We start from the raw sequence: 25,537 nt of genomic DNA on the forward strand, positions 1-25,537 counted from the left end.
TGTTGTGCTAATTCAAGTAAGCATAACTTGTTTTTGATGATTTTTTGTTGTGGTGTCATAATACTTAATCTGTTTTAACAGTTTTTTAATTTGATTACAACTGTCAGATTAAGTATTGACGAATTCACCTAATTTTACCAAGAGAATTTATTGAACGAACAGTTTATCAATTAAACCTAGGAGGCGCCGGTTTTTTTTAAGATCGGTTTGTTTAAGCTTATCTATTCTATTAGCATGGCTAAAGTGTATATTACAAAATACGATTTTAAGGCAAATAAAATCCGAGGTTCTAAATCTTCCTTTTTCTAAATTAATAATTTAATCAAAAAAAAACGCGACAATTATATCTCTATTATTTTAGAAGGCGCTCAATAAAGATTGAGAATGTTTTTATAGAAATAAATTAAAATCCATTCTATTAATTTATATTTGTTACAAAAAATAATGGGATAGGTCTTTAAGAGCTCTTTTCCTGTTTTTGATATAAAAGTTGATATGAATAAAAAAATAAGACTATGGGGGCTTTCTGGTATGCTGGTATTAGGCGTGGCCTGCAGCCACAAGAAAGAGAAGGCTCTCGCGAATGAATCGGACAAAATTAAGGATAGCACTGCTGTAAAAGAAGAAGCTAAAAAAGCCATCACCATGGAGAAGCATAGGCTGCCTAAACCTTATCATCCCGAGGAAAATGCCGAAGCTAAAATTTCGGAATTAGTAAAGCAGGCGCAAAAGCAACATAAAAATATAATATTACAGGCTGGAGGCAATTGGTGTATATGGTGTTTGCGATTTAATAACTATGTACAAAACACTCCCGAACTGAAGAAGATAGTAGAAGATAATTATCTCTATTACCACTTGAATTTTTCTCCTGAAAATAAAAATCAGAAAGTATTTGCACAATATGGAAATCCCGGAGACAAGTATGGTTATCCGGTATTTATTATTTTAGATGATCACGGAAAACAAATTCATATTCAGGATAGCGGGGCTTTGGAAGAAGGAAAAGGCTATAGTCTAGAGAAAGTAAAGAAGTTTCTTGAAGATTGGATACCTAAAGCATAATTTTATCTATCCGCACAGGGATGACTCGTCATCCCTGTGCGGATATTCACTTTTTTTAGTTGTGGAATTCATGTTTTACTTCTGTTGAAAATTATATAGGAGGTGTAGGACCAACGGTAAATCTAGATTGCTTAAAAAAGTAAGGCTGACATGTTGTGGATTAAAAAAATAGAAACTACTTATTTTATTTTATACAATCCTTTGGCTGTTGATCAGTCTAAAAAATAAAAAAATGAAAAGAATAAGCGTATTTTGTGGGTCCAATAGTGGTACAGACAACATATATACAGAACGCGCATATGAAATAGGTAAAATCTTAGCCCAACAAAATATTGAGCTGGTGTATGGAGGGGCAAAGGTAGGTTTAATGGTTGCTATAGCCAATGGAGTGATTGAAAATAAGGGGAAAACTATAGGGGTTTTGCCCTTCTTCTTACAAGAAGTGGAAATTGCACACGAAAATTTAAGTGAACTTATATTGGTGGAAACCATGCACCAACGGAAAATCAAAATGAGCGAACTTTCAGATGGATTTATAGCACTTCCTGGAGGTTTTGGCACGCTGGAAGAATTCTTTGAGGTGCTAACTTGGGCACAGTTGGGTTTACACAAAAAAAACGTTGCTATTTTAAACATAAATGGGTTTTATGATCCGCTTTTATCCTTTACACAGACCATGGTGAACAATGGATTTTTAAAACCGATCAACCAAAAACAGATTATAATAAGCGATAGTATAGAGGATCTATTGCGTAAAATGAAAAATTATAAAGCCATTAACATTGGGAAATGGATGAATCAGAAAAAAACTTAGACTTAGGAGTAAACAGAACATTGCCTACTGCGGGTTTAATTGTAATCAGGGATAATAAATTGCTTTTGGCCTATAGTAAAAATAAAAAAGCTTGGTATCTTCCAGGAGGGAAAATCGATAGCGGAGAAAATTCTTTAGGAGCATTGCAAAGAGAAATACAGGAAGAGCTTAATATCACTTTAAATCCTAAATTATTGAAGCTCTATTGCCATATCACAGCGCCTGCTTACGGTGAACAGCCCCATATTATTATGGAGCAAGATTGTTTTATTTATGAACTGAAGGAAAACATTCAACCTGGAAAAGAAATAGAAGAGGTGAAGTTTTTTGACATGCAAGCCTATCAATTGGAATCCGCCCAGGTATCAGGCGTTTTACAGGTATTTCATCAATTAAGAAAGGACAAAATAATAATATAAATTAGACACTTATTCCTATGGCTTATGCAAGAAAGTGGTGGGCATTCAATATCGCATCATTAAAAAGGATTTTTTGATATTGTGTTATATAAAATAGAAAGTTCCATCCATAGTGTGCATTATTTTGATAAGGATTTAATCAGTTAACAATCATTGAACTGTAAAATATACGAAAGAATTTAATAAACATGATTAGGATCTTTTAGATTGCAAAAGATATTTGTATTTTTGTTGCTCTAATATAAAAGTAAAGAATGAATACCTACAAAAATCCGCTGGAAGAACGTTATTCTAGTGCGGAAATGTTGTTTAATTTTTCGCACGACAACAAATTTCAGAATTGGCGGAAGCTTTGGATAGCACTTGCAGAAATACAGAAAGATCTGGGTTTAGAGATTACCGACGAGCAGATCGCTGCCTTAAAAGCCAATGAAACCAATATTGATTACAACAAAGCCGCACAGTACGAGAAAAAATTTCGACACGATGTGATGGCGCATGTTCATACCTATGGAGATGCAGCACCCATAGCCAAGGGCATCATTCATTTAGGAGCGACCTCTGCCTTTGTAGGAGATAATACCGATCTGATCCAAATGAGAGATGGACTGTTGATTCTTCGTAAAAAATTGGTCAATGTGATAAAAGCTCTTTCTGACTTTGCTTTAAAATACAAAGATGTTCCCACATTAGGCTTTACTCATTTCCAACCCGCTCAGCTCACTACAGTGGGAAAAAGAGCGACACTGTGGTTGCAGAGTTTAATCTTGGATTTTGAAGAATTGGAATTTTTTATCAATAGCCTGCGTTTTCGAGGTGTAAAGGGAACCACAGGAACAGCAGCCAGTTTTTTAGAGCTCTTTGATGGTAATTATCAAAAAGTAAAAACATTAGATCAGGAATTATCGCGTCGTTTTGGTTTTGAGCGAGTTTTTGGCGTTTCAGGACAGACCTATGACAGGAAAATAGATGCTAAGGTTGTGGCTTTGCTCTCTAATATAGCACAATCAGCACATAAATTTAGCAATGATATCAGATTGTTGCAGAATCTGAAGGAAATAGAAGAACCTTTTGAAAAAGATCAGATAGGCTCTTCAGCTATGGCTTACAAGAGGAATCCTATGCGTTGCGAGAGGATAGGAGCTTTGGCCAAATATGTAATGTCGCTCAGCAATAGCTCTGCCATGGTGGCGGCCACACAATGGTTTGAGAGGACTTTGGACGATTCTGCCAATAAAAGACTTACCATACCCCAGGCTTTTTTAGCCGTAGATGCTATTTTATTAATCTGGAATAATGTTTTAAACGGAATCGTGGTTTATGAAAACCGTATCAATAAACATATTATGGAAGAATTACCCTTTATGGCTACTGAATATATTATTATGGAAGAAGTAAAGGCAGGAGGAGACCGACAAGAAATTCATGAAATTATTCGACAACACTCTATGGAGGCTTCCAAAAAAGTTAAAATAGAGGGAAAAGAAAACGATCTGCTCGATAGAATTATGAAAGATGAGCGACTGAGGCTTGATAAATCTAAGCTGGCCTCCGTTTTAGACCCGAAGAATTTTATAGGTTTTGCACCTATACAGACTTCAGAATTTGTCAAGAATGAAGTACAGCCTATTCTAAATACATATTCCAGCCTTATGGGTATAGAAACAGAACTTAAAGTTTAAAATAAAATTGCAGCCTAGCGTTGCAATTTTTTATTTTTTAACAGAGAATTAAAAAAATGAAACCGACTTATAAAAGTCCAGACCTTCATATAAAAAAATACCATATAACTTTAAAATGAATTACAGAATTTTTGTTGAGAAAAAAGCAATTTTTGATGTTGAAAGTCCAAAAATTTTTGATGAAATAAAAGAAATACTCCCCCATATAAAATCGGTAAAAGTTTATAATATTTATGATATTTTTGGTTTGGAAGATCAACACTTTAATAGTGTCGTGAACAGTATATTTGTAGACCCTGTAACCGATATTCTTCATCTCCGGAACCCAGTAACAGCATGTGCGTTGGCTACCGAATTTTTACCTGGGCAATACGATCAGCGAGCCGATTCGGCACAACAATGTATTTCCATCTTAACAAATGCTGAAAATGTTCTTGTTCGCAGTGGAAAACTGATAGAAATAAAAGGCATTGAAGCGGAGGCTTTGCCCCCTATAAAAAAACTCTTAATCAATAAAGTTGAGTCTAGAGAAAAAGATTTATCCCGCTTAGAAATTCCAGCGCAAATACCGCCTAAAGCCGTTCCTGTATATAAAGGTTTTACGGATTTTAGTACTCAGGCGCTCCATGATTTTTATAAAGAGCATCGCTTTGCTTTTGGTTTGGATGATTTAGAATTTATCCAGGCCTATTTTAAGACCGAACAGAGAGATCCTACCGAGACTGAACTTAAGGTTTTAGATACCTATTGGAGCGATCACTGTCGTCATACGACTTTTGAAACAAGGCTAACAGATATTCGTTTTGAGGGTGAATTTAAAGAAACACTCGAAGCTATTTTCAATGATTATTTAGAAAAGAGGAAGATTCTAAAAAGAGAACACAAACCTATATCTTTAATGGATCTTGCCACGGTGTGTGCTCGATATTTTCATAAGACGGGCAAACTCGAAAACCTAGTGCTTTCCGATGAAATAAATGCCTGCACGATTCAGATAGAGGTAGAATATGACGGTAAAAAGCAACCCTGGTACCTCCTCTTTAAAAATGAAACCCACAACCATCCTACAGAAATAGAACCTTTTGGGGGAGCCTCTACTTGCTTAGGAGGTGCGATACGCGATCCTTTATCAGGTCGGTCATTTGTATACCAGGCGATGCGATTATCGGGGGCTGCCGACGTTTTGGAGCCTATAGAAGACACTCTCCCAGGAAAACTTCCTCAAAAAACGATTTCCAAACACGCGGCTCAGGGTTATTCCTCTTATGGGAATCAAATTGGATTGGCCACAACCATGGTGAATGAGATCTATGATGAAGCTTATAAAGCGAAGCGTATGGAAGTAGGCTTTGTCGTGGGAGCGGTACCTAATGATTGGGTGCGCAGAGAGCCACCACAAAATGGAGATTGTGTTATTATCTTAGGGGGAGCTACAGGACGTGATGGAGTAGGTGGAGCTACGGGATCCTCCAAGGAGCAGGACGAAACCAGTATACATAGCTTAAGCACAGAAGTACAGAAAGGAAATGCTGTCGAGGAGCGCAAGATACAGAGGCTTTTTAGAAAACCACAAGTAACTCGGTTGATTAAAAAATCAAATGACTTTGGGGCCGGTGGGGTTTCTGTAGCCATAGGAGAAATAGCAGACTCCTTGGAAATTAATCTCGATATTCTTCCCTTAAAATATCAAGGATTAAACGGCACAGAGTTGGCGATCTCCGAATCTCAGGAGAGAATGGCCGTGGTGGTATCGCCACAAGATAAAGAAGCGTTTATTCAATGCTGTGAAGCTGAAAATATACATGCTGTACAGGTAGCCACAGTAACGGATAGCGGCCGCATGCAGATCTTCTGGAAAGGAGAGAAAATTGTAGATCTTAGCCGTAGCTTCTTAGACACCAACGGTTGTGAAAAATCTCAAAAAGTTTTAGTCAACCATCTTAAAAAAGTAAGCTATGCTGAAAAATCTTTTACTAAGGACAATTTCCTGCAAGCTTTACGAGATAAAAACGTGGCCTCACAGAAAGGTTTGATGGAAATGTTCGACGCTTCTGTGGGCGCCACTACCGTAGCGATGCCCCTAGGGGGGAAGCATCAGTTAACCCCTATGGAGGGAAGTGTACAAACGCTTCCTGTAGAAGGTGCTAAAGATATACAGACTGTATCTTTAGCTTCTTGGGGGTTCGATGTTGAAACTTCCACGATGAATTCCCTTGTGGGAGCAGCTTATGCAGTGGTAGAGTCCGTAGCTAAGATTGTCGCTATGGGAGGAGACTATAGAAAAATTAGATTAAGCTTTCAGGAATATTTTGAGAAACTTGGGGACAGATCTGATAAATGGGGAAAGCCTTTGGCTTCGCTTTTGGGTGCTTATAACGCTCAAGTTAATCTGGAACTTGCAGCCATAGGGGGTAAAGATAGTATGTCTGGTACCTATTTAGATCTTCATGTGCCCCCCACTTTAATTTCTTTTGCCTGTGCCGATGGACTTAAGAAGAACATTGTTTCGCCTGAGTTTAAGAAATCAGGAAACAGGCTTTACTTTTATCAACATCAGGCTTTAGAAAATGCTTTACCGAATTACGAAGAACTCAAGAGAGTATATGACTTCATACATCAGGAAATTAAAAAGGGAAATATCGTTTCCGTTAAAACGCTCAAAGACGGAGGGCTTGCAGTGGCACTGGCCAAAATGAGTTTTGGTAATCATTTAGGCGCTGAGGTTTTTGCAGATACAAAAAATATTTTGGAGAAGAACCTTGCCAGTCTGGTAATAGAAACTACGGTAAACATAGAAAACAATTTATTTAAGGAAATAGGTGAAATTAAGAAATCCAAATCTTTAATAATAAATGGATTAGAGTTTTGTATTGATGATTTACTTCAAGCGTGGACAGATACCTTCAGTAGGCTATTTCCTACAGAGGAACGACAGGCGGAACGGATAACTTTCGAAGGAAAATTAGAAGGTATTTCAAAAGTACCCATTGAAATTATATCCCATAAGATCGCCAATCCAAAAGTATTTATTCCCTTATTTCCGGGTACCAATTGTGAGTATGAAACTTTAAACGCCTTCTATAAAGAGGGAGCTGAGGTGAGTAGTTTGCCATTCATTAACTTGAGCAAGAGCAAAATTAATGAGAGTTTAGAGGCCTGGGTACGGGAAATTGATAGGGCTCAGATTTTAACTTTTGCCGGAGGTTTTAGTGCTGGAGATGAGCCAGATGGATCTGCGAAATTTATGGTCAATGTGTTGAAAAATGATAAAATACGATCAGCGGTACAACGATTGCTGGATCGAGATGGGCTTATTTTAGGAATTTGCAATGGCTTTCAGGCTTTAGTAAAATCAGGCTTATTGCCCTATGGCGAAATCCGCGATTTAGATGCCGATTCTCCTACTCTGACGTTTAATGCTATCGGAAGACATATTTCTCAGATGGTTCACGTAAAAGTGCTAAGTGATCATAGTCCATGGTTGCAGGGAACTAAAGGCCAGTTCTTTACAATTCCTATATCTCATGGTGAAGGTCGCTTTTATGCGCCTTTAGAAACTTTGGAAGTACTCTATAAAAATGCTCAGATTGCTACTCAGTATGTAGATTTAGAGGGTCAGGTAGCCCATGGCATGCCTTTTAATCCTAATGCATCGCTTTTCGGTGTTGAAGGTATTACCAGTAAGAGTGGAAAAATTTATGGACGCATGGGACATCCTGAGCGTTTTGCAGAAGGATTAATGAAAAATATCCCGGGAGCTAACTATCATAATATATTTAAAAAGGGAGTAGACTATTTTAGAAATTAAAAAAATATAAATTACAGGTAAGATGATCATTAAAAAAGGTATTCAAAATTTGCAAGATCATAAATAAGCCATTTTAGTGCTAGTAAATAAAAATATAAGTTTAATAAAAAGTGAAAATGGGATTAGGATGTTTCTGTCCCTAAAAAAATGAAAAATCATGAGTCAGAAAAAAGAAATGCTCTATGAAGGAAAAGCAAAACAGGTGTTCGCAACTGAAAATGCTGGAGAAGTAGTTGTACGCTATAAGGATGATGCCACAGCCTTTAATAATCAAAAAAAAGGTCAGGTGGATAAAAAAGGTCAGCTGAATAATTTGATCTCTACTTTAATTTTTGAATACTTAACTGAAAAAGGCATCCCCACCCATTTTATAAGCAGGTTGAACGATAGAGAGCAGTTGGTTAAAAAAGTGGATATCATTCCTCTGGAAGTCATCGTAAGAAACTATGTAGCCGGAAGTATGGCTCAGCGACTTGGATTAGAAGAAGGTATGAAATCTCCAGTGACTATTTTTGATATTTGTTATAAAAAGGATGAGCTGGGAGATCCCTTGATTAATGATCACCATGCTGTTTGCTTAGGGGCAGCCACTTATGCAGAATTAGAAGAAATGTATACACTCACCGCTAAGATTAACGAGCTTTTGAACGAGCTTTTTAGTAAAATGAATATTATTCTGGTCGACTTTAAAATTGAAATGGGCAAAACAAATGAAGGAAAGATTGTTTTGGCAGATGAGATCAGCCCCGATACCTGCAGGCTTTGGGACAAAGACACCATGAAAAAACTAGATAAAGATCGTTTTAGAAGAGATTTAGGAGAGGTAACCCAAGCGTATGAGGAGATTTATACACGCTTAAAAAAGGTATTGAATAAATAATAAAATCTCGGCATTAAAACGAGAATCTGTTGGAAAATGAAAGATTTAAAAATTCATAGACAAGAGTACTTAAAGCAGTTTAAAGATCGGGCTTATCGGCGGAATGTTTTAAAGCAGGAAAATGATGCTTTGGAAGATCAGCCTACAGAAGAATGTGGGATTATGGGAATGTATTCCTATCAAGATATCGATACCTTTTCTTTATCGCAGTTTGGTTTATTTGCTTTACAACATAGGGGGCAAGAAGCTTGTGGTATTGCTGTACTAAAGGAGGGAAAGATTGAGTCTTATAAAGATGAAGGCTTGGTATTGGATGTATTTAAGAGTATTGCAACCCCTCAACTTTATATGGGGAATGCGGCTATTGGTCATACCCGCTATACCACTGCTGGAGATAAGAAAAAATATAATTTCCAACCCTTTTTTGCAAAAAACGAATACGATCAAATCATTCTCTCTATTGCACATAACGGAAATCTGACCAATGGCAAAAAGTTAAGAAAAGAATTGGAGAAAGAAGGTGTCGTATTTAGGGCGACTTCCGATTCAGAAGTTATCCTCCGTTTGATCCAGAAAAATTTAGATTTAGGGCTTCGGGGTGCTATAAAGACCGCAATGCATCGTATAGAAGGAGCTTATTCAGTTGTGGGGATGACCCGCAATAAATTCTTTGCTTTCAGAGATTTTAATGGAATCCGACCATTGGTATTGGGGGTTATTGGTGAGGATGCTTATGTGGTGGCTTCCGAGACCTGTGCTCTGGATGCCATGGGAGCCAAATATGTACGAGATATTCGCCCTGGCGAATTGGTATTTACCACAGAAAACGAAGGCTTAAAATCCTATATGGTAAAAAACGATTGCGTGAATAGAATTTGCGCTTTCGAGTATATTTACTTTGCACGTCCCGATACGAGTTTAGAAAACATCAATGTACATGAGGTTCGCGAAAAATCGGGCGAGAAAATATGGGAACAGGCACCTATAGAAGCCGATATCGTTATTGGAGTTCCCGATTCGGGGGTACCTGCGGCCATAGGTTTCTCCAAAGCCTCAGGAATTCCCTTCCGTCCGGTACTGATTAAAAATCGTTATATAGGCAGATCTTTTATCGTTCCTACACAAGAGATGAGAGAGAGGATTGTAAACCTTAAGCTTAATCCGATTATTTCCGAAATTAAAGGCAAGAGAGTGGTTATTCTCGATGATTCTATAGTGCGGGGAACAACCTCTAAGCGGTTGGTCAAAATACTTAAAGATGCGGGCGTCAAAGAAATCCATTTTAGGAGTGTGTCTCCCCCTATCATAGCCCCTTGCTTTTTGGGTATCGACACCCCTGTAAAAGATGATTTAATATCGGCCAATATGTCTAAAGAAGAGCTTAAGAATTATCTGGGAGTAGATAGTTTAGAATTTTTGAGCATGGACAATTTAAAACAAATTTTAGGCAATTCGGACCATTGTTTCGGATGTTTTACTGAGAAATATCCCATAGAAAATACGGATCAGCTTGAGGATTATGTAGACGAATAAGCGGAGAATTTAAAGCAAAGAAATGTATACCTGGTAGAGTTACTAAAATTATGAAGATTTGATTCTGTATATTCTGAGAACTTGTATAATTTTGTGATTTACTTTCAACTTAACAAAAAAACATGAAAATACTAGCTTTTGCCGGGAGTAATTCGCCGTCATCTATTAATAAAATATTAGTCGAGTATGTAGCGAAGGAATTTAAAACCCAGGGAGTGGAGGTTTTAGATCTCAATGATTACGAAATGCCTATTTATGGGGTTGCTCGGGAACAACAGTTTGGTGTACCTCAGAAAGCAAAGGATTTTGCAGAGAAAATAGATGCGGCTGATTTGGTTATTATGTCGTTGGCCGAACATAACAGTAGTTATACAGTGGCATTTAAAAATATTTTCGATTGGATATCGCGTATTCCTGGTCGACCTCATTGGGGAGATAAAGATATATTTTTAATGGCTACAGCGCCAGGCCCTAAAGGGGGCATAAATGTATTAGAGGCCGCTACGGCTCGTTTTCCTTATAGCGGAGGAAAGGTGGTAGAAACATTTACTTTACCAAAATTTAAAGATAATTTCGATCCTGAAAAAGGGATTGTAAACGTTGAAAAAGCTAAGGAATTAGCTTATAAAATTGGAAAGATAAAAGAGAGATTTGAATTAAAAGTTAATGTATAATTCTTAGTAGGATTTTAAGTTAAATTTTATTAAATTCGCACATCAAAATTCGAAAGTGAAGATTATAAAGCAGATTACAGGGATGTTTCGTCTAAGCTCAGCCATAGAAAAGGCGGGATGCCCTCTAGATCTGAGATAGAAAAAAGCCGACAAGCTCCATGAGTGTTTGTCGGCTTTTTTATTTAAGTTTTAATAAAAAACTAAAATAAAAAAACATTAGGTTAGCTCTTAATGTGTATATCAATAAAAATAAAAGTAAGATGAATACCTACAAATCCGCTGGCGTTGATAAAGAAGAAGGCTATAAAACAGTCGATAAAATAAAAAAAGCCGTTGGTGAAACTCATGTGCCGAACGTATTAAATAATCTCGGAAGCTTTGGAGCATTTTATGAGATAGGAGCATATAAAAAACCTGTATTGGTGAGTGGTACTGATGGCGTCGGCACTAAGCTTAAAATTGCTTTGGACACTAAACAGTATAAAACTATTGGAATTGATTGCTTTGCTATGTGTGCCAATGATATTATATGTCATGGGGCCCAACCTCTATTCTTTTTAGATTATCTCGCTTGTGGAAAGCTTGAGGCCGATGTTGCTGCTGAGATTGTGTTGGGTATGGTGAATGCATGTAAGGATAATCAATGTGCCCTTATAGGGGGAGAGACAGCAGAAATGCCCGGAATGTATAAGCAGGGGGATTACGATGTTGCTGGATTTTGCGTGGGTATTGTAGAAAAAGATCAGATCATCGATGGATCTAAAATAAAAAATGGAGATATCATTATCGCCTTACCGAGCTCTGGATTTCATTCCAATGGTTTCTCCTTGATTCGGAAAATCTTCACGGATATTCATGAGGATTTTGAAGGGAAACCTCTTTATGAAACCCTTTTAACACCTACTAAATTGTATTACCAGAGTATTCATACATTAATGAGAGATTTGCCTCTCCATGGGATTGCTCATATTACAGGGGGAGGGCTGTATGAAAATGTGCCGAGGATTATCCCCCAAGGATTGTGTGCCAATATTCATACTTCCACCATAAAAATACCATCTATTATGCAGGAGTTGGAGAGCCGCGGCCATATTGAGAGGGAAGAAATGTTTGGAACGTTTAATATGGGAGTAGGTATGGTAGTTGTGTTAGATCCTTCTCATGTGCAAAAAGCTTTAGAGTTATTACCCGAAGCATATGTTATAGGCGAGATAAAAGAGGGTAATGAGAAAATAATCCTTCATTCTAGCGAGGCTTCTTAAAACAGATATGAAAAAAAAAATAGTAGTCTTAATCTCCGGTTCAGGCAGTAATCTTCAACGGATTATAGAGGCCATTTCCAATCAGGAAATACAAAATGCTGAGATCAGCATGGTAATTGCCGATCGTGAATGTTATGGAGCAAAGCGCGCAGAAAGTGCAGGTATTCCTTTCCATAAAATTAAGAGGGGAACCGATTTTTGTTCCCAATTGGAGGCTTGTCTTCCCCCAGATACGGCTCTTATCGTGTTAGCAGGCTTTCTCTCTCTGCTTTCTTCCGATTTTTGTTATAACTGGAGGGGGAAAATCATCAATATTCACCCTTCTTTACTCCCAAAATTCGGTGGAAAAGGGATGTGGGGAATGCATGTACATGAGGCTGTAAAAGCAGCTGGGGATTTAGAGACGGGAGCTACTGTGCATTTTGTGACACCTGAAGTAGATGCGGGGGAAATTATTTTGCAGGGGAAGGTGGTAGTGCAACCAAGCGATACTCCGGAAGATATAGCCCATAAAGTCCATGGTGTTGAATATGAAATTTTTCCTAAAGCCATAGAAAAGCTTCTAAAAGGCTGGAAAGAATAAAATTGAGAAAGAGTGATTTGAAATAGATGGGGCGGATATTGCCCAAAAGTAAAAAGTAAAAAAGTGAAAGAGGTGATCCGTAACAAATACCTAGTATTTGTTACGGTTACCAAAAAGTGAAAAGTAAAAAAAAATGAAAAAGAGAGCTTTAATTAGTGTTTCTGACAAAAGAGGACTAGTGGATTTTGCTAAATTTTTGGAAAAAAACGATTATGAACTGATCTCCACAGGAGGGACCTTTACCTATCTTGAGGAAGCAGGATTACATCCCCTTCCCATTGATGAGGTAACACGCTTTCCAGAAATGTTGGATGGAAGGGTGAAGACTTTACATCCAAAAGTACACGCAGGCATTTTAGCCATTCGTTCCAATGAAGAGCATATGAAAACGCTGGAAGTACACGATATCCAATTAATCGATATGGTGATTGTTAACCTTTATCCCTTCTTTGAAAATGCTGATAAAAAAATGCCTCTAGAAGAAAAAGTAGAATTTATTGATATAGGAGGCCCCTCTATGTTGCGTTCCGCAGCTAAAGCTTTCTTCGATGTGAGCGTTATCACAGAAATCGAAGATTACAGTAAGGTGCAAGAGGAAATTGAAAACTCCGGAAGTACTAAGCTGGAAACCCGTAAAAGGCTTGCAGGAAAAGTCTTTAATCTCACTTCAGCTTATGATGCAGCGATTTCCAAAATGCTTTTGGATGAAGAATATCCTCAGTATCTCAACGCTTCTTATAAGAAAGTAACCGATCTTCGTTATGGTGAAAACCCTCACCAGTCTGCGGCTTATTATGTGTCTACCGTAGAAAAAGGAGCGTTAAAGGATTTTGAACAACTAGGAGGTAAAGAGCTATCTTTTAATAACCTTAGAGATATGGACCTTTGTTGGAAGGTGGTCAGTGAGTTTAAAGGAGAGATGGCTTGTTGTGCAGTAAAGCACTCTACCCCCTGTGGGGTAGCGGTAGGTGCTGAGGCAGCAGAAACTTATCGAAAGACCTTTGAGTGCGATCCCATCTCTATATTTGGGGGAATCGTAGGCATGAACTTTACAGTAGATGCCGCCACAGCCTCTGTTCTAAATGAAACTTTTTTAGAAATTGTAATGGCTCCCGATTTTGATGACACGGCACTCCATATTCTCAGGAAAAAGAAAAACCTTCGCATTATCAAAATAAAAAATCCTGTTTCAGATCAGCAAGTATGGGTGAAAATAGATGGAGGAATGTTGGTTCAAAATGCGGATGTTGACTTTTCAGATCAGATTGATGTGGTCACGCATACACAACCTACAGAACAGCAAAAACGGGCTTTATTATTCTCCCAAAGGGTAGTAAAATATGTAAAATCAAATGCTATTGTGGTTTCCAATGGTCAACAAGCCATCGGAATTGGAGGAGGTCAGGTGAACCGCATTTGGGCAGCCCAACAGGCTGTGGAAAGAGCTAAATCCAAACTCGGAAAAAATCTCGTATTGGCCTCTGATGCATTTTTCCCTTTCCGAGATGTGGTCGATTTTTGTGCAAAAGAAGGTATAGAAGCCATTGTACAGCCGGGAGGATCTTTACGTGATGAAGAGAGCATTCAGGCCGCAAATGAACATGGAATTCCCATGTTGTTTACAGGAATGCGACATTTTTTACATTAACAGTAATTAACTTTTTCTTTCTTGAAAAAAAAAGGATTTTATATTATCTTTGGTCACACACTGCCAAAAGTGTAGCGTAAAGTCTTCAGTTTTAATAAAAATATATAGCTAAATTATGCGAGTATTAGTCGTTGGTACGGGGGGGCGCGAGGCCACAATCGGATGGAAATTAAAGAATGATCCGAAAGTAAAAAAAATATTTTTCGCAAAAGGAAATGCTTCTACACAAGAATACGGTGAAAATATATATGAAGATTCTATACCCGAATTGGTAGAGTTTGCGATAAGAGAAAAAATAGACCTGACCATTGTGGGACCAGAAGCGCCTTTGGTAGAAGGTATAGTAGATAAATTTAAAGCAGAAGGACTTAAAATTTTTGGGCCTAATTCCAAAGCAGCATCTTTAGAAGGCTCAAAGGCTTTTTCAAAAAAATTCATGCAAACTTACGGCATTAAAACGGCCCAAGCTCAAGTATTTGAAGTCTATCAGGAAGCTTTAGATTATGTTAAAAATCATAACTTCCCCTTGGTTATTAAAGCCAGTGGTTTGGCTGGGGGAAAAGGAGTGGTAATCTGTGAAAACCTCGAAGAAGCTGATGCTGTGGTACATGATTTTATGATTAGAAAAATTCATGGCGACGCTGGGATCAAGATTATTATTGAAGATTTTTTACAGGGTTTTGAAGCTTCTATCATTTGCTTCTCGAATGGAGAAACATTATTTCCTTGTATTCCTGTAAAAGATTATAAAAAAGTGGGCGAAAAAGACCAAGGAATGAATACGGGCGGTATGGGATCGGTTGCTCCAAGTCCGGAGTTTAACGGAATGCATTATGCTGATTTTGAGAAAAATATTATGCTTCCGACTATAGAAGGGCTCAAAAAAGAGAATCTTGATTTTAAAGGCTTTATATATTTTGGATTAATGGTCACTCCAGAAGGTTGTCATCTCTTAGAGTACAATATGCGTTTAGGAGACCCCGAAACTCAAGCTTTATTGCCCCTTCTAGAAAATAGCCTTGTAGATGTCATCAACGATTGTATGGAAGGAAAACCCGTGGAACTTAAATTTGCTGATCAAAAAGCAGTCTGTGTGGTAATGGTTTCCGGAGGTTATCCCGGAAATATAGAGACAGGTCTTAAGATAAAAGGTCTCAATAACGTAGAGGCTCTTTGCCTAATGGCGGGAGCAAGGAAAGGAGGCGACAATTATTATACCACTGGCGGAAGAGTCCTCAATGTAGTAGGCTTTGGTGATAGCTATGAGGCTGCTCGAAAACAGGTGTATGATAACATAAAAAAAATATCGTTTGATTACGGTTTCTATAGGCATGACATAGGGCTGTTCGAACAAAAAAAATAAATTAATAACTTTCCTGCTCAGGGAAAGTTATTCGCTTTTTAATCGCTTAAAAGATGAATGTAGCCTTTTTTAATGCGCAGAGTTAAAAAACTCCGTGCATAGGTTTTTACATCATCGATTATATAATACTTATACAAATTATACAAATGCAAAGAGGAATTGTTATTTTAGATTTTGGCTCTCAGTACAATCAATTAATTGGCAGACGGGTGAGGGAGATGGGAGTGTATTCTGAAATTGTTCCCTATTACACATCAGTAGAAGAAATAAAAGCTAAGAATCCCTTTGGTATTATTCTGTCAGGTGGACCTTCTTCGGTAAATGTGGTAGGCGCTCATCTTATTTCAAAAGAAATTTTCGAATTGGGGATCCCTATTTTAGGAATTTGTTATGGAATGCAGTTAACGGCTCACTTATTAGGAGGTGTCGTGACTAAGGGTATAAAAGCAGAATATGGAAAGGCTGATCTCGAAATTGTAAAAACTTGTTCTTTATTGGCTGGCGTAAAAGAAAAATCCATTGTGTGGATGAGTCATTTTGACGAAGTAAAAGACGTTCCCAACGGATTTGCTATTGCTGCAAAATCGGGGGCGATAGCAGCGATGGCTAATGAAGACAAAAAGATTTATTGCGTTCAGTTTCATCCCGAAGTTTCCCACACCGAGGAGGGCAATAAGATTTTACAAAATTTTGTTTTGGAAATCTGTAGGGCAGAAAAAAATTGGGAACTGACCAATTATATCGACAGAACCGTAGCAGAAATTAAAGAAAAAGTAGGAGATCAAAGAGTCATATTAGGCCTTTCTGGGGGGGTAGACTCATCCGTGGCAGCCGTACTAATCCATAAAGCCATAGGGGATCAGCTCACCTGTATTTTTGTAGATACAGGCTTATTGAGAAAGGATGAAGCCCAAAAAGTGATGGAGAATTACGGGGCTCATTTTCATATGAATATCAAACATATCGATGCCTCCGAGCGATTTTTAACCAAGCTTTCAGGAATCGATGATCCGGAGCAAAAGAGAAAGATTATTGGAAATGAATTTGTGGCTGTTTTTAATGACGAAGCACATAAAATTAAAGGGGCTAAATTTTTGGCGCAAGGAACTATTTACCCTGATGTCATCGAATCTCAGTCAGTAAAAGGACCCTCGGCAGTCATCAAATCTCATCATAATGTGGGCGGCCTACCCGAAGAAATGGAATTAGAACTCTTGGAACCTCTCAGAGAGTTGTTTAAAGATGAAGTGCGCAAAGTAGGCGAAGAATTGGGGATCCCACATCATTTAGTCTATAGGCATCCTTTTCCGGGGCCTGGATTGGGGATTCGCGTTTTGGGAGCAGTAGATGCAGAAAAGGTTAGAATATTGCAGGAAGCAGACGATATTTTTATAGAAGAACTCTATAAAAACGATTTATATGAAAAGGTTTCTCAGGCTTTTGTGGTTTTACTTCCCGTAAAATCCGTAGGCGTGATGGGGGATGAACGTACTTATGAATATACGGCGGTGGTGCGTTCTGCAAACACCATTGATTTTATGACAGCAACCTGGAGTAAACTTCCTTATGATTTCTTGGAAAATGTTTCCAATAGAATTATTAACGAGGTAAGGGGTATTAATCGCGTGGCTTATGACATTTCCAGCAAACCTCCTGCAACTATTGAATGGGAATAATTTTTGAATATTTATTTTAAAAGATTATTACCATGTTGAATAGACAACAGAGGAAATTAAAACGTACAAGTCGGCTTATATCCGTACTGACGAAGTATGGATTTAAAGATATAGTATCCCGAATAGGGAGGCCTGCTTCCGATAAAATCACCCTCTCTGATGAGGGAAATACATCCAATACCCTATACGAACGTATGAGAATGGCTCTAGAAGAACTGGGGCCTTTTTTTGTTAAAATAGGACAAGCATTTAGCAGTAGAGAAGATATTTTACCTTTAAAAATGATTGAAGAGCTACAGAAACTTCAGGATCGCGTAGAGGTACAGGAGCTCAATTTGGAGGCTATTTTGGAAAGTCAGCTGGGGATGCGATCTTCCGAGGTATTTCAGTCTATAGACCACCAACCTATTGCTGCTGCTTCTATTGCGCAGGTCTATAGAGCGGTGTTTAAAGATGGTAGCCCTGTTGTCTTAAAAGTGAAGCGTCCCGGAATTCAGTCCATTATTGAAGATGATCTGTTGTTGATGAAGGATTTAGCTAAAATCATCCATACTTATTTTGAATTTGCACAAGATCTCAATTTACATAAAGCCATTGCTGCCTTTGAAAAATCTTTACTGGCAGAATTATCACTACTTCAGGAAAAAGATCATATTCAGAAGTTGGCTTTTAACTTTCGGCATAATTCCTGTACTTATGTGCCCAAAGTGTATGAAGAACTTTGCAGCAATGAACTGCTTTGTATGGAATTTATAGAAGGAGTTAAAGTAACAGATATCACAGGCTTGAGGAATTATCGTTTAGTTCCTGAAATCATCGCAGATCAAGGGCTTCAGTTATTTTTATCTCAAATTTTGGATTATGGTTTTTTTCACGCGGATCCCCATGCCGGAAATATATTGGTAAAACCTGATGGCAAAATTGTCTTTATAGATCTGGGAGCCATGGGTACCATTTACCCCTCTGATAAAGAACTGTTAGAAAATTTTGTCATTCACTTTATCGCTAAGCGACCTAAAAAATTGGTGGAGACTATAAAAAATATGGCGATTGAAATTAAGATTCAGGATGATCGTAAGCTGGAATATGAGATCCAAGAGATATTGGATTTTGTGCACAATTCAGCCCTTGATAAAATTGATGTGGGTTTTATATTAAAGAAGTTTAGAGTAATCTTTACCGATAATAAAATAGAGATGCCCGAGTATTTTTATCTTTTAGTAAGGGGGATCAGCCTTATAGAGAGTGTAGGTCGAAAAATAAATCCTGAAATGAATTTAGTAAAAAGTGTGGAGCCTCATGTAAAAAAAATACTAAAAAAGAGACTTAGTCCCACCTACTTATTAAACAAAGGAGTGAAAAGAGCAGAAGAAATAGGAGAATATATAGATATCCTACCTCGCGAGATCACTTCTGTTTTATTAAAAACGCGAGAAGGCAGCCTTAGTGTTAATACCGAAATTAAAAATCTACCACAGACCAACAAAATTTTAGAAAGAGCGGCGAACAATATTATTCTGACGCTTATACTTTGTACACATATTATTGCTACAGCTATTCTCTGGGGAGCTGGTGTAGGACCTCTATTAGGAAGTATTCCCGTTCTAGGTCTTATAGGTATTCTTCTTTCATTGGTTATTTTGGTTGTTCTAAGCTTGCGGTTGCTGAGGAAAAGTAAATAAAAAATCACCTATCTTTGCGCAATGATAACATTTGAGGATTTCGATCTACCTAAAAATCTTTTTTCGGCATTAGAGCAAAACGGAATTAGCGTGCCTACACCGATTCAGTTGAAGAGTTTTAAAACGATTTTATCGGGCCGAGACGTTATGGGGATAGCCCAGACAGGAACCGGAAAAACTTTAGCCTATCTTTTGCCGGTCCTCAAAATGTGGAAATATGCTAAGACGGGGAATCCTACAGTTCTTATTCTGGTTCCTACCCGTGAACTGGTGGTGCAAGTCTCTAATATATTGGAAGGTTTAACAGCAAACTTATCAGCGCGTGTGATAGGCGTTTTTGGTGGTAAAAATATCAATACTCAAAAGCTTTTATTCGATAAGGGCTGCGATATTTTAGTAGGAACTCCAGGGCGTGTTTTAGATTTAGCTATAGATAATGCCATTAGCCTGAAGGAGGTTCGACAACTTGTGATTGATGAATTTGATGAAATGCTCAATTTGGGTTTTAGACATCAGCTTACCCATATATTTGAAATATTGCGCCCGAAACGACAAAATATACTTTTTTCGGCGACGATGACAGAGGCTGTAGACACTATGTTGGAGGAATATTTTAATGGACCCGAAGAAATTAGTCTGGCCAAATCGGGAACACCCTTAGAGAAAATCAACCAATTAGCCTATAGGGTGGAAAATTTTAATACCAAAATCAATCTTCTAAAGTACCTTTTAGAAAATGATCAAAGTATGTCCAAGGTGCTTGTTTTTGCTAATAATAAAAAACATGCCGATTATCTTTTCAATACTCTAGACGAGCTTTATCCAGAGCAGTTTGATGTTATTCATTCCAATAAATCTCAGAATTACAGATTGAAGGCTATGCATAAATTTGAAACGGAAGAGGTGAGGGGGTTAATTACCACAGATGTGATGGCAAGAGGCTTGGATATTTCCAATATTACCCATGTATTTAATTTTGAAATTCCGGAGGTTCCCGAGCAATATGTCCATCGAATAGGTCGTACGGGGCGTGCTGATAAAGCTGGAATAGCCATATCTTTCGTTACTAAAAAAGAAGAAGTTTGCCTATTGGAAATTGAGGTACTGATGAATAAAGAGCTCGAGTTTCTCCCTTTTCCTAATGATGTAAGGATTAACCCTAAGAAAATTGAAGCCGAAAAAGAGGTGGTAAAGATGAAAAATCCAGCCTCAGCACCCAATATCAGTGAAGGTGGAGGAGCTTTTCATGAAAAGAAAGATAAGAATAAAAAAATTAATCTTGGAGGTCCTACGAAAAGAAAGCCGCCTAAGACTAAATCTGTAAACCGTAACCAACAGAAAAAGAAAGCAAAAGCGCGAAAGAAAAAATAAAATTAATAAGGATAGCTGGCCAATTGCTCTCTAGCACATTTTCGCCCGTATTCGATCTGATGTTTGGCCTTAAAAAATGCATAGAGTTCACAGGAGTATCTTGAGGTATTAATCATAAAATCGGGGGGATGTTGATCTATATTAAAACTACCAATGCTCTCTACCATTAAGGAGATAATGTGGTTGGTTAATCTTAACATATTTAATCTGGGCAAAGTCGGAAGTGTTTTGCCCTTAAAAGGTATTCGACTGTTAACATCTACAGCGAGAATTTTGCTATTGGGTATTTGTCGCTGTAGGGCATAATCTGTAGGGATGTTATTCAGTATCCCACCGTCTACCAGTATCATATCATCTTTAATAACTGGTGTGAAGATAGGAGGAATCGCAATAGAAGCTCTTATTACATCATAAATGTTTCCAGAATCCAATAACACACTTTGATTGGTTTTAAGATTGGTAGCCACGCAGGCAAAAGGGATTTCTAACGTCTCAATATCTTTACCCGGAATGCTATTGCGCAGGCTATTAAGCGTTTTTTCTCCTTTGATAACCCCTCCGTTTTTAAAGGATATATCCAGAAGTCGCAAAAGGCTATAGCGATTGAGCTTCAGTATCCATGTTTTGAATTCCTCTAACTTCCCCATAGCGTAAAATCCGCCGATTAAAGCCCCCATGGAAGTACCGATAATACTGTTAATTTTAAAATTTTGTCTTTCGAGTTCTTCTATAACTCCTATATGGGCCAACCCCCTGGCTCCGCCACCTGAAAGTACTAAAGTGATATTTTTTTGAGATTCCAATTTTTTCAAGTATAGATAAATGGCTTATCATTCAACAAAAAACGTTCCACCAAGTCGAAGGCTTATATGGACACGTATCTTTCCGGGGTTAATTTTTCGTCTTAAGATGCAGTATTGAAAGTGAGATTTTTTTTGTAGTGTATCTTCTATAGAAAACGATTAAGCGCTCATCACTAAAATAGTGTATATTTATTTTTAGATAGCCTTCTCATGAAAAGGCTGAAATATTGATTATAGAACCCCATGAGTAGAGACCTCTCTGCTTATCGAGGAGTTCTCTCTTTTCTGTGATATTCATTAAAAAACAAAAATAATTTAAAAATAGAGCAATATGATAACAAAAATAGTGGCTTTTTCTTTTTTAAGCTTGGTCTGCTTAACGGCATGTAATTCTTCCAATAAAGCTGAAGCGCAAAATGTAGAACAGAATACCAAAACAGAAAATTATGTATTGTTGGGTAAAAAAGCGAAATTGACTTATCCTGAGTTCGAGGCTGAAGTCCACTATATTTCAGACCGAAAGTTGCATTGGAAAACGCTTACAAATCAAGGAAAAGTGGCTGAGGGTGATGAGGAGGTTAGTTATAAGCAGTTAAGTTCTACACAGTTTTTGATCAACTGGATTGAAAGTAGCGGCATGAGTGTGAGCCAGGTAGTAGATATGGAGAAAGGTCGCGTTACTGCCTTTATTACCTATGGAGATGAGAATAGCTCCAGGGGAAAACGATCCTCCAATTTGATTGAAGGGAAATGGATGATTATAAATTAAATTATAAACTGTGAGAGCTAACGAATCATAACGTCAGATTCCTGATTTAGCAGATGGCCCACTCATTACGATTAGATAATTTTTTATAGAAAGTGAGTCAGCAAAAATTTATTAAATTAAATCCGTAAAATCTTTTTATAGTGTTAGTTAGTTTTTTCATACTCCTATAAAAAGGGTAAAAAATAAAGTCATTATCACATCAACATAATACTAAATGATCTACCTTGGAAGAAATGCTATAAACACTTTTTTGGTGTCGCCTAAATGAATGAAGATTAAGCAAATGCTAGTGCGTATAGCTGTATTTTCTATTATAATACATAATTTTTATAAACATGAAAAAATATTCTTATATCAAAGGCGAAACCATGCCTCCACTGCTGCAGGAAACCATTGGAGATAATTTAAGGAATACAGTTGCCAATTACCCTAATCACGAGGCATTAGTTTCTCCGTTTCAGAATTATAGAGCAAGCTATAGTGAATTGTGGAGACAAACTTCACAAGTAGCGAAAGCTATTTTAGCAAGCGGTATAAAAAGAGGTGATAGGTTGGCTATTTGGGCTATGAATCGCTATGAATGGGTATTGTTGCAATATGCAGCTTGCCGTATTGGAGTGATTTTGGTCAATATAAACCCTGCTTATAGGAGTTCGGAACTGGAATATGTATTAAATCAATCCGGAGCTGTTATGTTGGTTTCTGCAAGAAAATTTAAAACCAGTCATTATGAAAAGATGGTAAAAGAAATATTGCCAAATACTCAATTAAAAAAAGTCATTTTTTTCGATAAAAACTGGCATAAGTTTGTAGAAACTGGGGATAAAATTTCTGAGGCCGAGTTACACGCTGCTGAGACAGATTTACATTTTAATGATGCTATCAATATCCAGTATACTTCTGGTACCACAGGTTTTCCCAAAGGGGTTACGCTCTCGCACAGCAATATTTTAAACAATGGATATTTTATAGGCATTCGCTTAAAATATACAGAACAGGACAGCGTGTGTATTCCTGTTCCGTTTTTTCATTGCTTTGGAATGGTTATTGGGAATTTAGCCTGCACTTCTCACGGCGCCACCATGGTGATTCCGGGCGAAAGTTTTAATCCGGAAAGCACTTTGCAAATCGTAGAACAAGAAAAATGCACTTCGCTTTATGGTGTGCCTACGATGTTTATTGCTGAATTGCAATTACCAAATTTTTCTCAATTCAATTTATCATCATTACGTACAGGGGTAATGGCAGGTTCTCCCTGTCCTATTGAAATTATGAAACAGGTGCAGCAAAAAATGAATATGAAAGATGTTACCGTTTGTTACGGCATGACAGAGACTTCGCCTGTGAGTTGTCAAACTGAAATAGGCGTAGCCTTAGAGAAACAAATTAGCACGGTAGGGACTATTCACGAGCATTTGGAAATTAAAATTGTAAATCCCAACACAGGAGATATGCTTCCTATTGGTACAGCAGGTGAGCTTTGCACAAAAGGATATTCTGTGATGCTGGGGTATTGGCAAAATGCCGAAGCCTCTGTAAAAGTTATTGATGCCGATGGCTATATGCATAGTGGAGACGAGGCCACTATGGATGAGGAGGGCTACATAAAAATTACAGGCCGGATAAAAGACATTATTATTCGTGGGGGTGAAAATATATCACCTTTAGAAGTGGAACAATATCTCTATACACATGAAGATGTGCAAGATGTGCAGGTAATCGGAGTGCCTGACGAAAAAATGGGGGAAGCTGTAATGGCTTGGGTAAAATTGAAAAAAGAGAGTAGGGCAGACTCTCAAAAATTACAGGCATTTTGTAAAGGGAAAATTGCGCAATATAAAATACCTCAGTATTGGAAGTTTGTGGAGGCTTTTCCCATGACGGTATCGGGTAAAGTGCGGAAAGTAGAAATGAGAGAAATCTCAGTAAAAGAATTAGGACTCAAGAAATAATGTGCCAAGAAACAAACCCTTTTTCACGAGCGCAGTATAAATTATATTCGTTTGAATTCATTGAATAAAGTTATAGATAGAAACTTAAATCAGTCAGCAATATCCGGAGGAGAAAATTATATGATTTAATAAAATGATACCCTAAAAAAATAAAGCGAAATTCACGAGTTTCGCTTTATTGGGTGGGGTAAGATTGAGGTTATCTTAAAATTAAGAAGTATAGATCGTACTCGTTCCAGCTGCCACATCGTATACGGCTCCTGTGATCTTGTTCGCATCATCCGAGCACAGAAAAGCAATAACAGGCGATACTTCCTCAGCTTTTAACCATGGAACGCCTAATATATCGCGTGTTTTTAATCTTTCTTTCACTTGTTCTTCCGTTACCAGCTTATTTTCATATCCAGGGCCCATGGCAACTTGAAAACGTTTTAGATTTTTTGTCATTTTAGTGTAGATTAAACCAGGCACGACTACGTTTACATTGATATGGTATTCGCCCAGTTCCATAGCAGATGATTTTGCAAGTCCGATAAGGGCCCATTTAGAAGCCGCGTAAGCCGCTCCGCTCCACATCCCTCTCATTCCTTGTGTAGAGGAAATAATCACGATTTTCCCCTTTTTCTTGGGCATCATTAAAGGAGTAAACGCAATAATGGTATGGGCAACACCGATCACGTTAACATCTAATGTATCCCTCCAATCTTGTGTTTGTGAGTCTAAAATTTTGCTAAAAGTTTGGATACCTGCTACCGCGACCACACAATCAATATTGTGGTATTGAGATTTTATTTCTTGTGCCACCTCTTTAAGCCTGCTCAGATCTCGTACGTCGGCTTTTGAAAAATTAAATTTTACGCCCATAGCTTCCACCTGCTTTTTAGTTTCTAACATGTCATTTTCATCAGCAGGATCGTATTGAGTGTAATCGCTTACCTTTCCTAAAATATCTATTCCCCATATGTGCATTCCTTTTTGGGCTAGCTCTACAGCTGTTGCTCTCCCAATTCCTCTGGCTGCACCGCTAATGACAGCAATTTTTTGAATGGTTTGAACCTTCTTTTGCCTATTGAGTGCAGATCCCTTTAAAGGTAGGCTTGATGTTGCAATAGCAGCGGATGCCCAACCTATTGTTTTCATAAAATCTCTTCTTGAATTCTTTTTTTCTGAATTTTCCATTGTTTAGGTGTTTGGTTAAACTATTATTTTATTTTTATGATTTGTGGTCTCATATTGTAAATCATCTCGGTCTATATTTTATAAATCGGAAGACGTTATGCAAATAATATGACCTAATAGATGAGGTTGATTTATAATGGATATTGAAACGGATAGGCGATCAGGAGTAAAAATAAAATATTCCCCAGATCATCGTAGCTTTCTTTAAAAACAGAAATTTTGAAGGCAATATTTTTTTACATTACTATACCCGTGGTGCATTTAAGCAATACGAGTTTTTAAGTTGTTAATATTTCTATTGTTTAGTTTATTAATGCATTGTATAACAGTCATAGCCATTATCTTAGATAATATTCTGTTCTTAAAGCCATCAA

Annotated in this window: 19 protein-coding genes and 1 pseudogene; 17 read left to right on the forward strand and 3 right to left on the reverse strand. The window is 37.6% G+C overall.

Annotated elements, in window-relative coordinates:
* The first annotated feature begins 495 nt into the window (after nt 1-495).
* The 15 genes from GNY06_RS09275 (at nt 496) to GNY06_RS09345 (ending at nt 20,460) form a co-directional block, all read left to right on the forward strand.
* On the forward strand, nt 496-1,065 hold the full coding sequence (locus tag GNY06_RS09275) for a thioredoxin family protein (protein WP_166519824.1): 570 nt from the start codon (nt 496-498) through the stop codon (nt 1,063-1,065).
* A 232-nt stretch (nt 1,066-1,297) separates the two neighbouring features.
* Nucleotides 1,298-1,879 (forward strand): LOG family protein, encoded by a 582-nt coding sequence (locus GNY06_RS09280; protein WP_166519825.1) that lies wholly within the window; start codon nt 1,298-1,300, stop codon nt 1,877-1,879.
* Nucleotides 1,855-2,298 carry an NUDIX hydrolase gene (locus tag GNY06_RS09285; protein WP_166519826.1) on the forward strand — a complete coding sequence of 148 codons (444 nt, stop codon included), beginning with the start codon at nt 1,855-1,857 and terminating at the stop codon, nt 2,296-2,298. The genes GNY06_RS09280 and GNY06_RS09285 overlap by 25 nt, the downstream gene beginning before the upstream one ends.
* Before the next feature lie 254 nt (nt 2,299-2,552).
* Nucleotides 2,553-3,980 carry an adenylosuccinate lyase gene (gene purB, locus GNY06_RS09290; protein ID WP_166519827.1) on the forward strand — a complete coding sequence of 476 codons (1,428 nt, stop codon included), beginning with the start codon at nt 2,553-2,555 and terminating at the stop codon, nt 3,978-3,980.
* A gap of 115 nt (nt 3,981-4,095) precedes the next feature.
* A complete protein-coding gene (locus GNY06_RS09295; RefSeq protein ID WP_166519828.1) occupies nt 4,096-7,788 on the forward strand; it encodes a phosphoribosylformylglycinamidine synthase in 3,693 nt (1,230 codons plus the stop codon).
* A 157-nt stretch (nt 7,789-7,945) separates the two neighbouring features.
* Nucleotides 7,946-8,668 carry a phosphoribosylaminoimidazolesuccinocarboxamide synthase gene (gene purC / locus GNY06_RS09300; RefSeq protein ID WP_166519829.1) on the forward strand — a complete coding sequence of 241 codons (723 nt, stop codon included), beginning with the start codon at nt 7,946-7,948 and terminating at the stop codon, nt 8,666-8,668.
* A 36-nt stretch (nt 8,669-8,704) separates the two neighbouring features.
* Nucleotides 8,705-10,201: an amidophosphoribosyltransferase gene (gene purF / locus GNY06_RS09305; RefSeq protein WP_166519830.1), complete on the forward strand. Its 1,497-nt coding sequence runs from the start codon at nt 8,705-8,707 to the stop codon at nt 10,199-10,201.
* Nucleotides 10,202-10,323: 122 nt separating this feature from the next.
* Nucleotides 10,324-10,875 carry an NADPH-dependent FMN reductase gene (locus GNY06_RS09310; RefSeq protein WP_166519831.1) on the forward strand — a complete coding sequence of 184 codons (552 nt, stop codon included), beginning with the start codon at nt 10,324-10,326 and terminating at the stop codon, nt 10,873-10,875.
* A gap of 260 nt (nt 10,876-11,135) precedes the next feature.
* On the forward strand, nt 11,136-12,137 hold the full coding sequence (gene purM / locus GNY06_RS09315) for a phosphoribosylformylglycinamidine cyclo-ligase (RefSeq protein WP_166519832.1): 1,002 nt from the start codon (nt 11,136-11,138) through the stop codon (nt 12,135-12,137).
* A 7-nt stretch (nt 12,138-12,144) separates the two neighbouring features.
* Nucleotides 12,145-12,720, forward strand: coding sequence for a phosphoribosylglycinamide formyltransferase (gene purN / locus GNY06_RS09320; protein WP_166519833.1), 576 nt, complete (start codon nt 12,145-12,147; stop codon nt 12,718-12,720).
* Between the two features lie 133 nt (nt 12,721-12,853).
* Nucleotides 12,854-14,368: a bifunctional phosphoribosylaminoimidazolecarboxamide formyltransferase/IMP cyclohydrolase gene (gene purH, locus GNY06_RS09325; protein ID WP_166519834.1), complete on the forward strand. Its 1,515-nt coding sequence runs from the start codon at nt 12,854-12,856 to the stop codon at nt 14,366-14,368.
* 115 nt (nt 14,369-14,483) lie between these two features.
* A complete protein-coding gene (purD, locus tag GNY06_RS09330) occupies nt 14,484-15,731 on the forward strand; it encodes a phosphoribosylamine--glycine ligase (protein WP_166519835.1) in 1,248 nt (415 codons plus the stop codon).
* A 146-nt stretch (nt 15,732-15,877) separates the two neighbouring features.
* Nucleotides 15,878-17,407 carry a glutamine-hydrolyzing GMP synthase gene (gene guaA, locus GNY06_RS09335; RefSeq protein WP_166519836.1) on the forward strand — a complete coding sequence of 510 codons (1,530 nt, stop codon included), beginning with the start codon at nt 15,878-15,880 and terminating at the stop codon, nt 17,405-17,407.
* A 32-nt stretch (nt 17,408-17,439) separates the two neighbouring features.
* A complete protein-coding gene (locus GNY06_RS09340) occupies nt 17,440-19,089 on the forward strand; it encodes an ABC1 kinase family protein (protein ID WP_166519837.1) in 1,650 nt (549 codons plus the stop codon).
* Nucleotides 19,090-19,110: 21 nt separating this feature from the next.
* Nucleotides 19,111-20,460, forward strand: coding sequence for a DEAD/DEAH box helicase (locus GNY06_RS09345; RefSeq protein ID WP_166519838.1), 1,350 nt, complete (start codon nt 19,111-19,113; stop codon nt 20,458-20,460).
* 2 nt (nt 20,461-20,462) lie between these two features.
* On the opposite strand, the gene GNY06_RS09350 is transcribed toward GNY06_RS09345, so the two are convergent.
* Nucleotides 20,463-21,263: a patatin-like phospholipase family protein gene (locus GNY06_RS09350; RefSeq protein ID WP_166519839.1), complete on the reverse strand. Its 801-nt coding sequence runs from the start codon at nt 21,261-21,263 to the stop codon at nt 20,463-20,465.
* A gap of 331 nt (nt 21,264-21,594) precedes the next feature.
* Here GNY06_RS09350 and GNY06_RS09355 point away from each other — a divergent pair, with 331 nt between their 5' ends.
* Nucleotides 21,595-22,032 (forward strand): MoaF-related domain-containing protein, encoded by a 438-nt coding sequence (locus tag GNY06_RS09355; protein ID WP_166519840.1) that lies wholly within the window; start codon nt 21,595-21,597, stop codon nt 22,030-22,032.
* A 335-nt stretch (nt 22,033-22,367) separates the two neighbouring features.
* The gene (locus GNY06_RS09360; RefSeq protein WP_166519841.1) at nt 22,368-23,984 is read left to right on the forward strand and encodes an AMP-binding protein; all 1,617 of its coding nucleotides are present in this window, start codon (nt 22,368-22,370) and stop codon (nt 23,982-23,984) included.
* Nucleotides 23,985-24,194: 210 nt separating this feature from the next.
* Here the strand turns inward: GNY06_RS09360 and GNY06_RS09365 are convergent, their stop codons facing one another.
* Together GNY06_RS09365 and GNY06_RS15735 are read right to left on the reverse strand one after the other, a co-directional pair.
* A complete protein-coding gene (locus GNY06_RS09365; protein WP_166519842.1) occupies nt 24,195-25,163 on the reverse strand; it encodes an SDR family NAD(P)-dependent oxidoreductase in 969 nt (322 codons plus the stop codon).
* A 261-nt stretch (nt 25,164-25,424) separates the two neighbouring features.
* Nucleotides 25,425-25,537 (reverse strand): annotated as a pseudogene (locus tag GNY06_RS15735) (IS982 family transposase); the annotation flags it as partial.

Source organism: Elizabethkingia argenteiflava (genome assembly GCF_009904105.1).
GTDB lineage: Bacteria > Bacteroidota > Bacteroidia > Flavobacteriales > Weeksellaceae > Elizabethkingia > Elizabethkingia argenteiflava.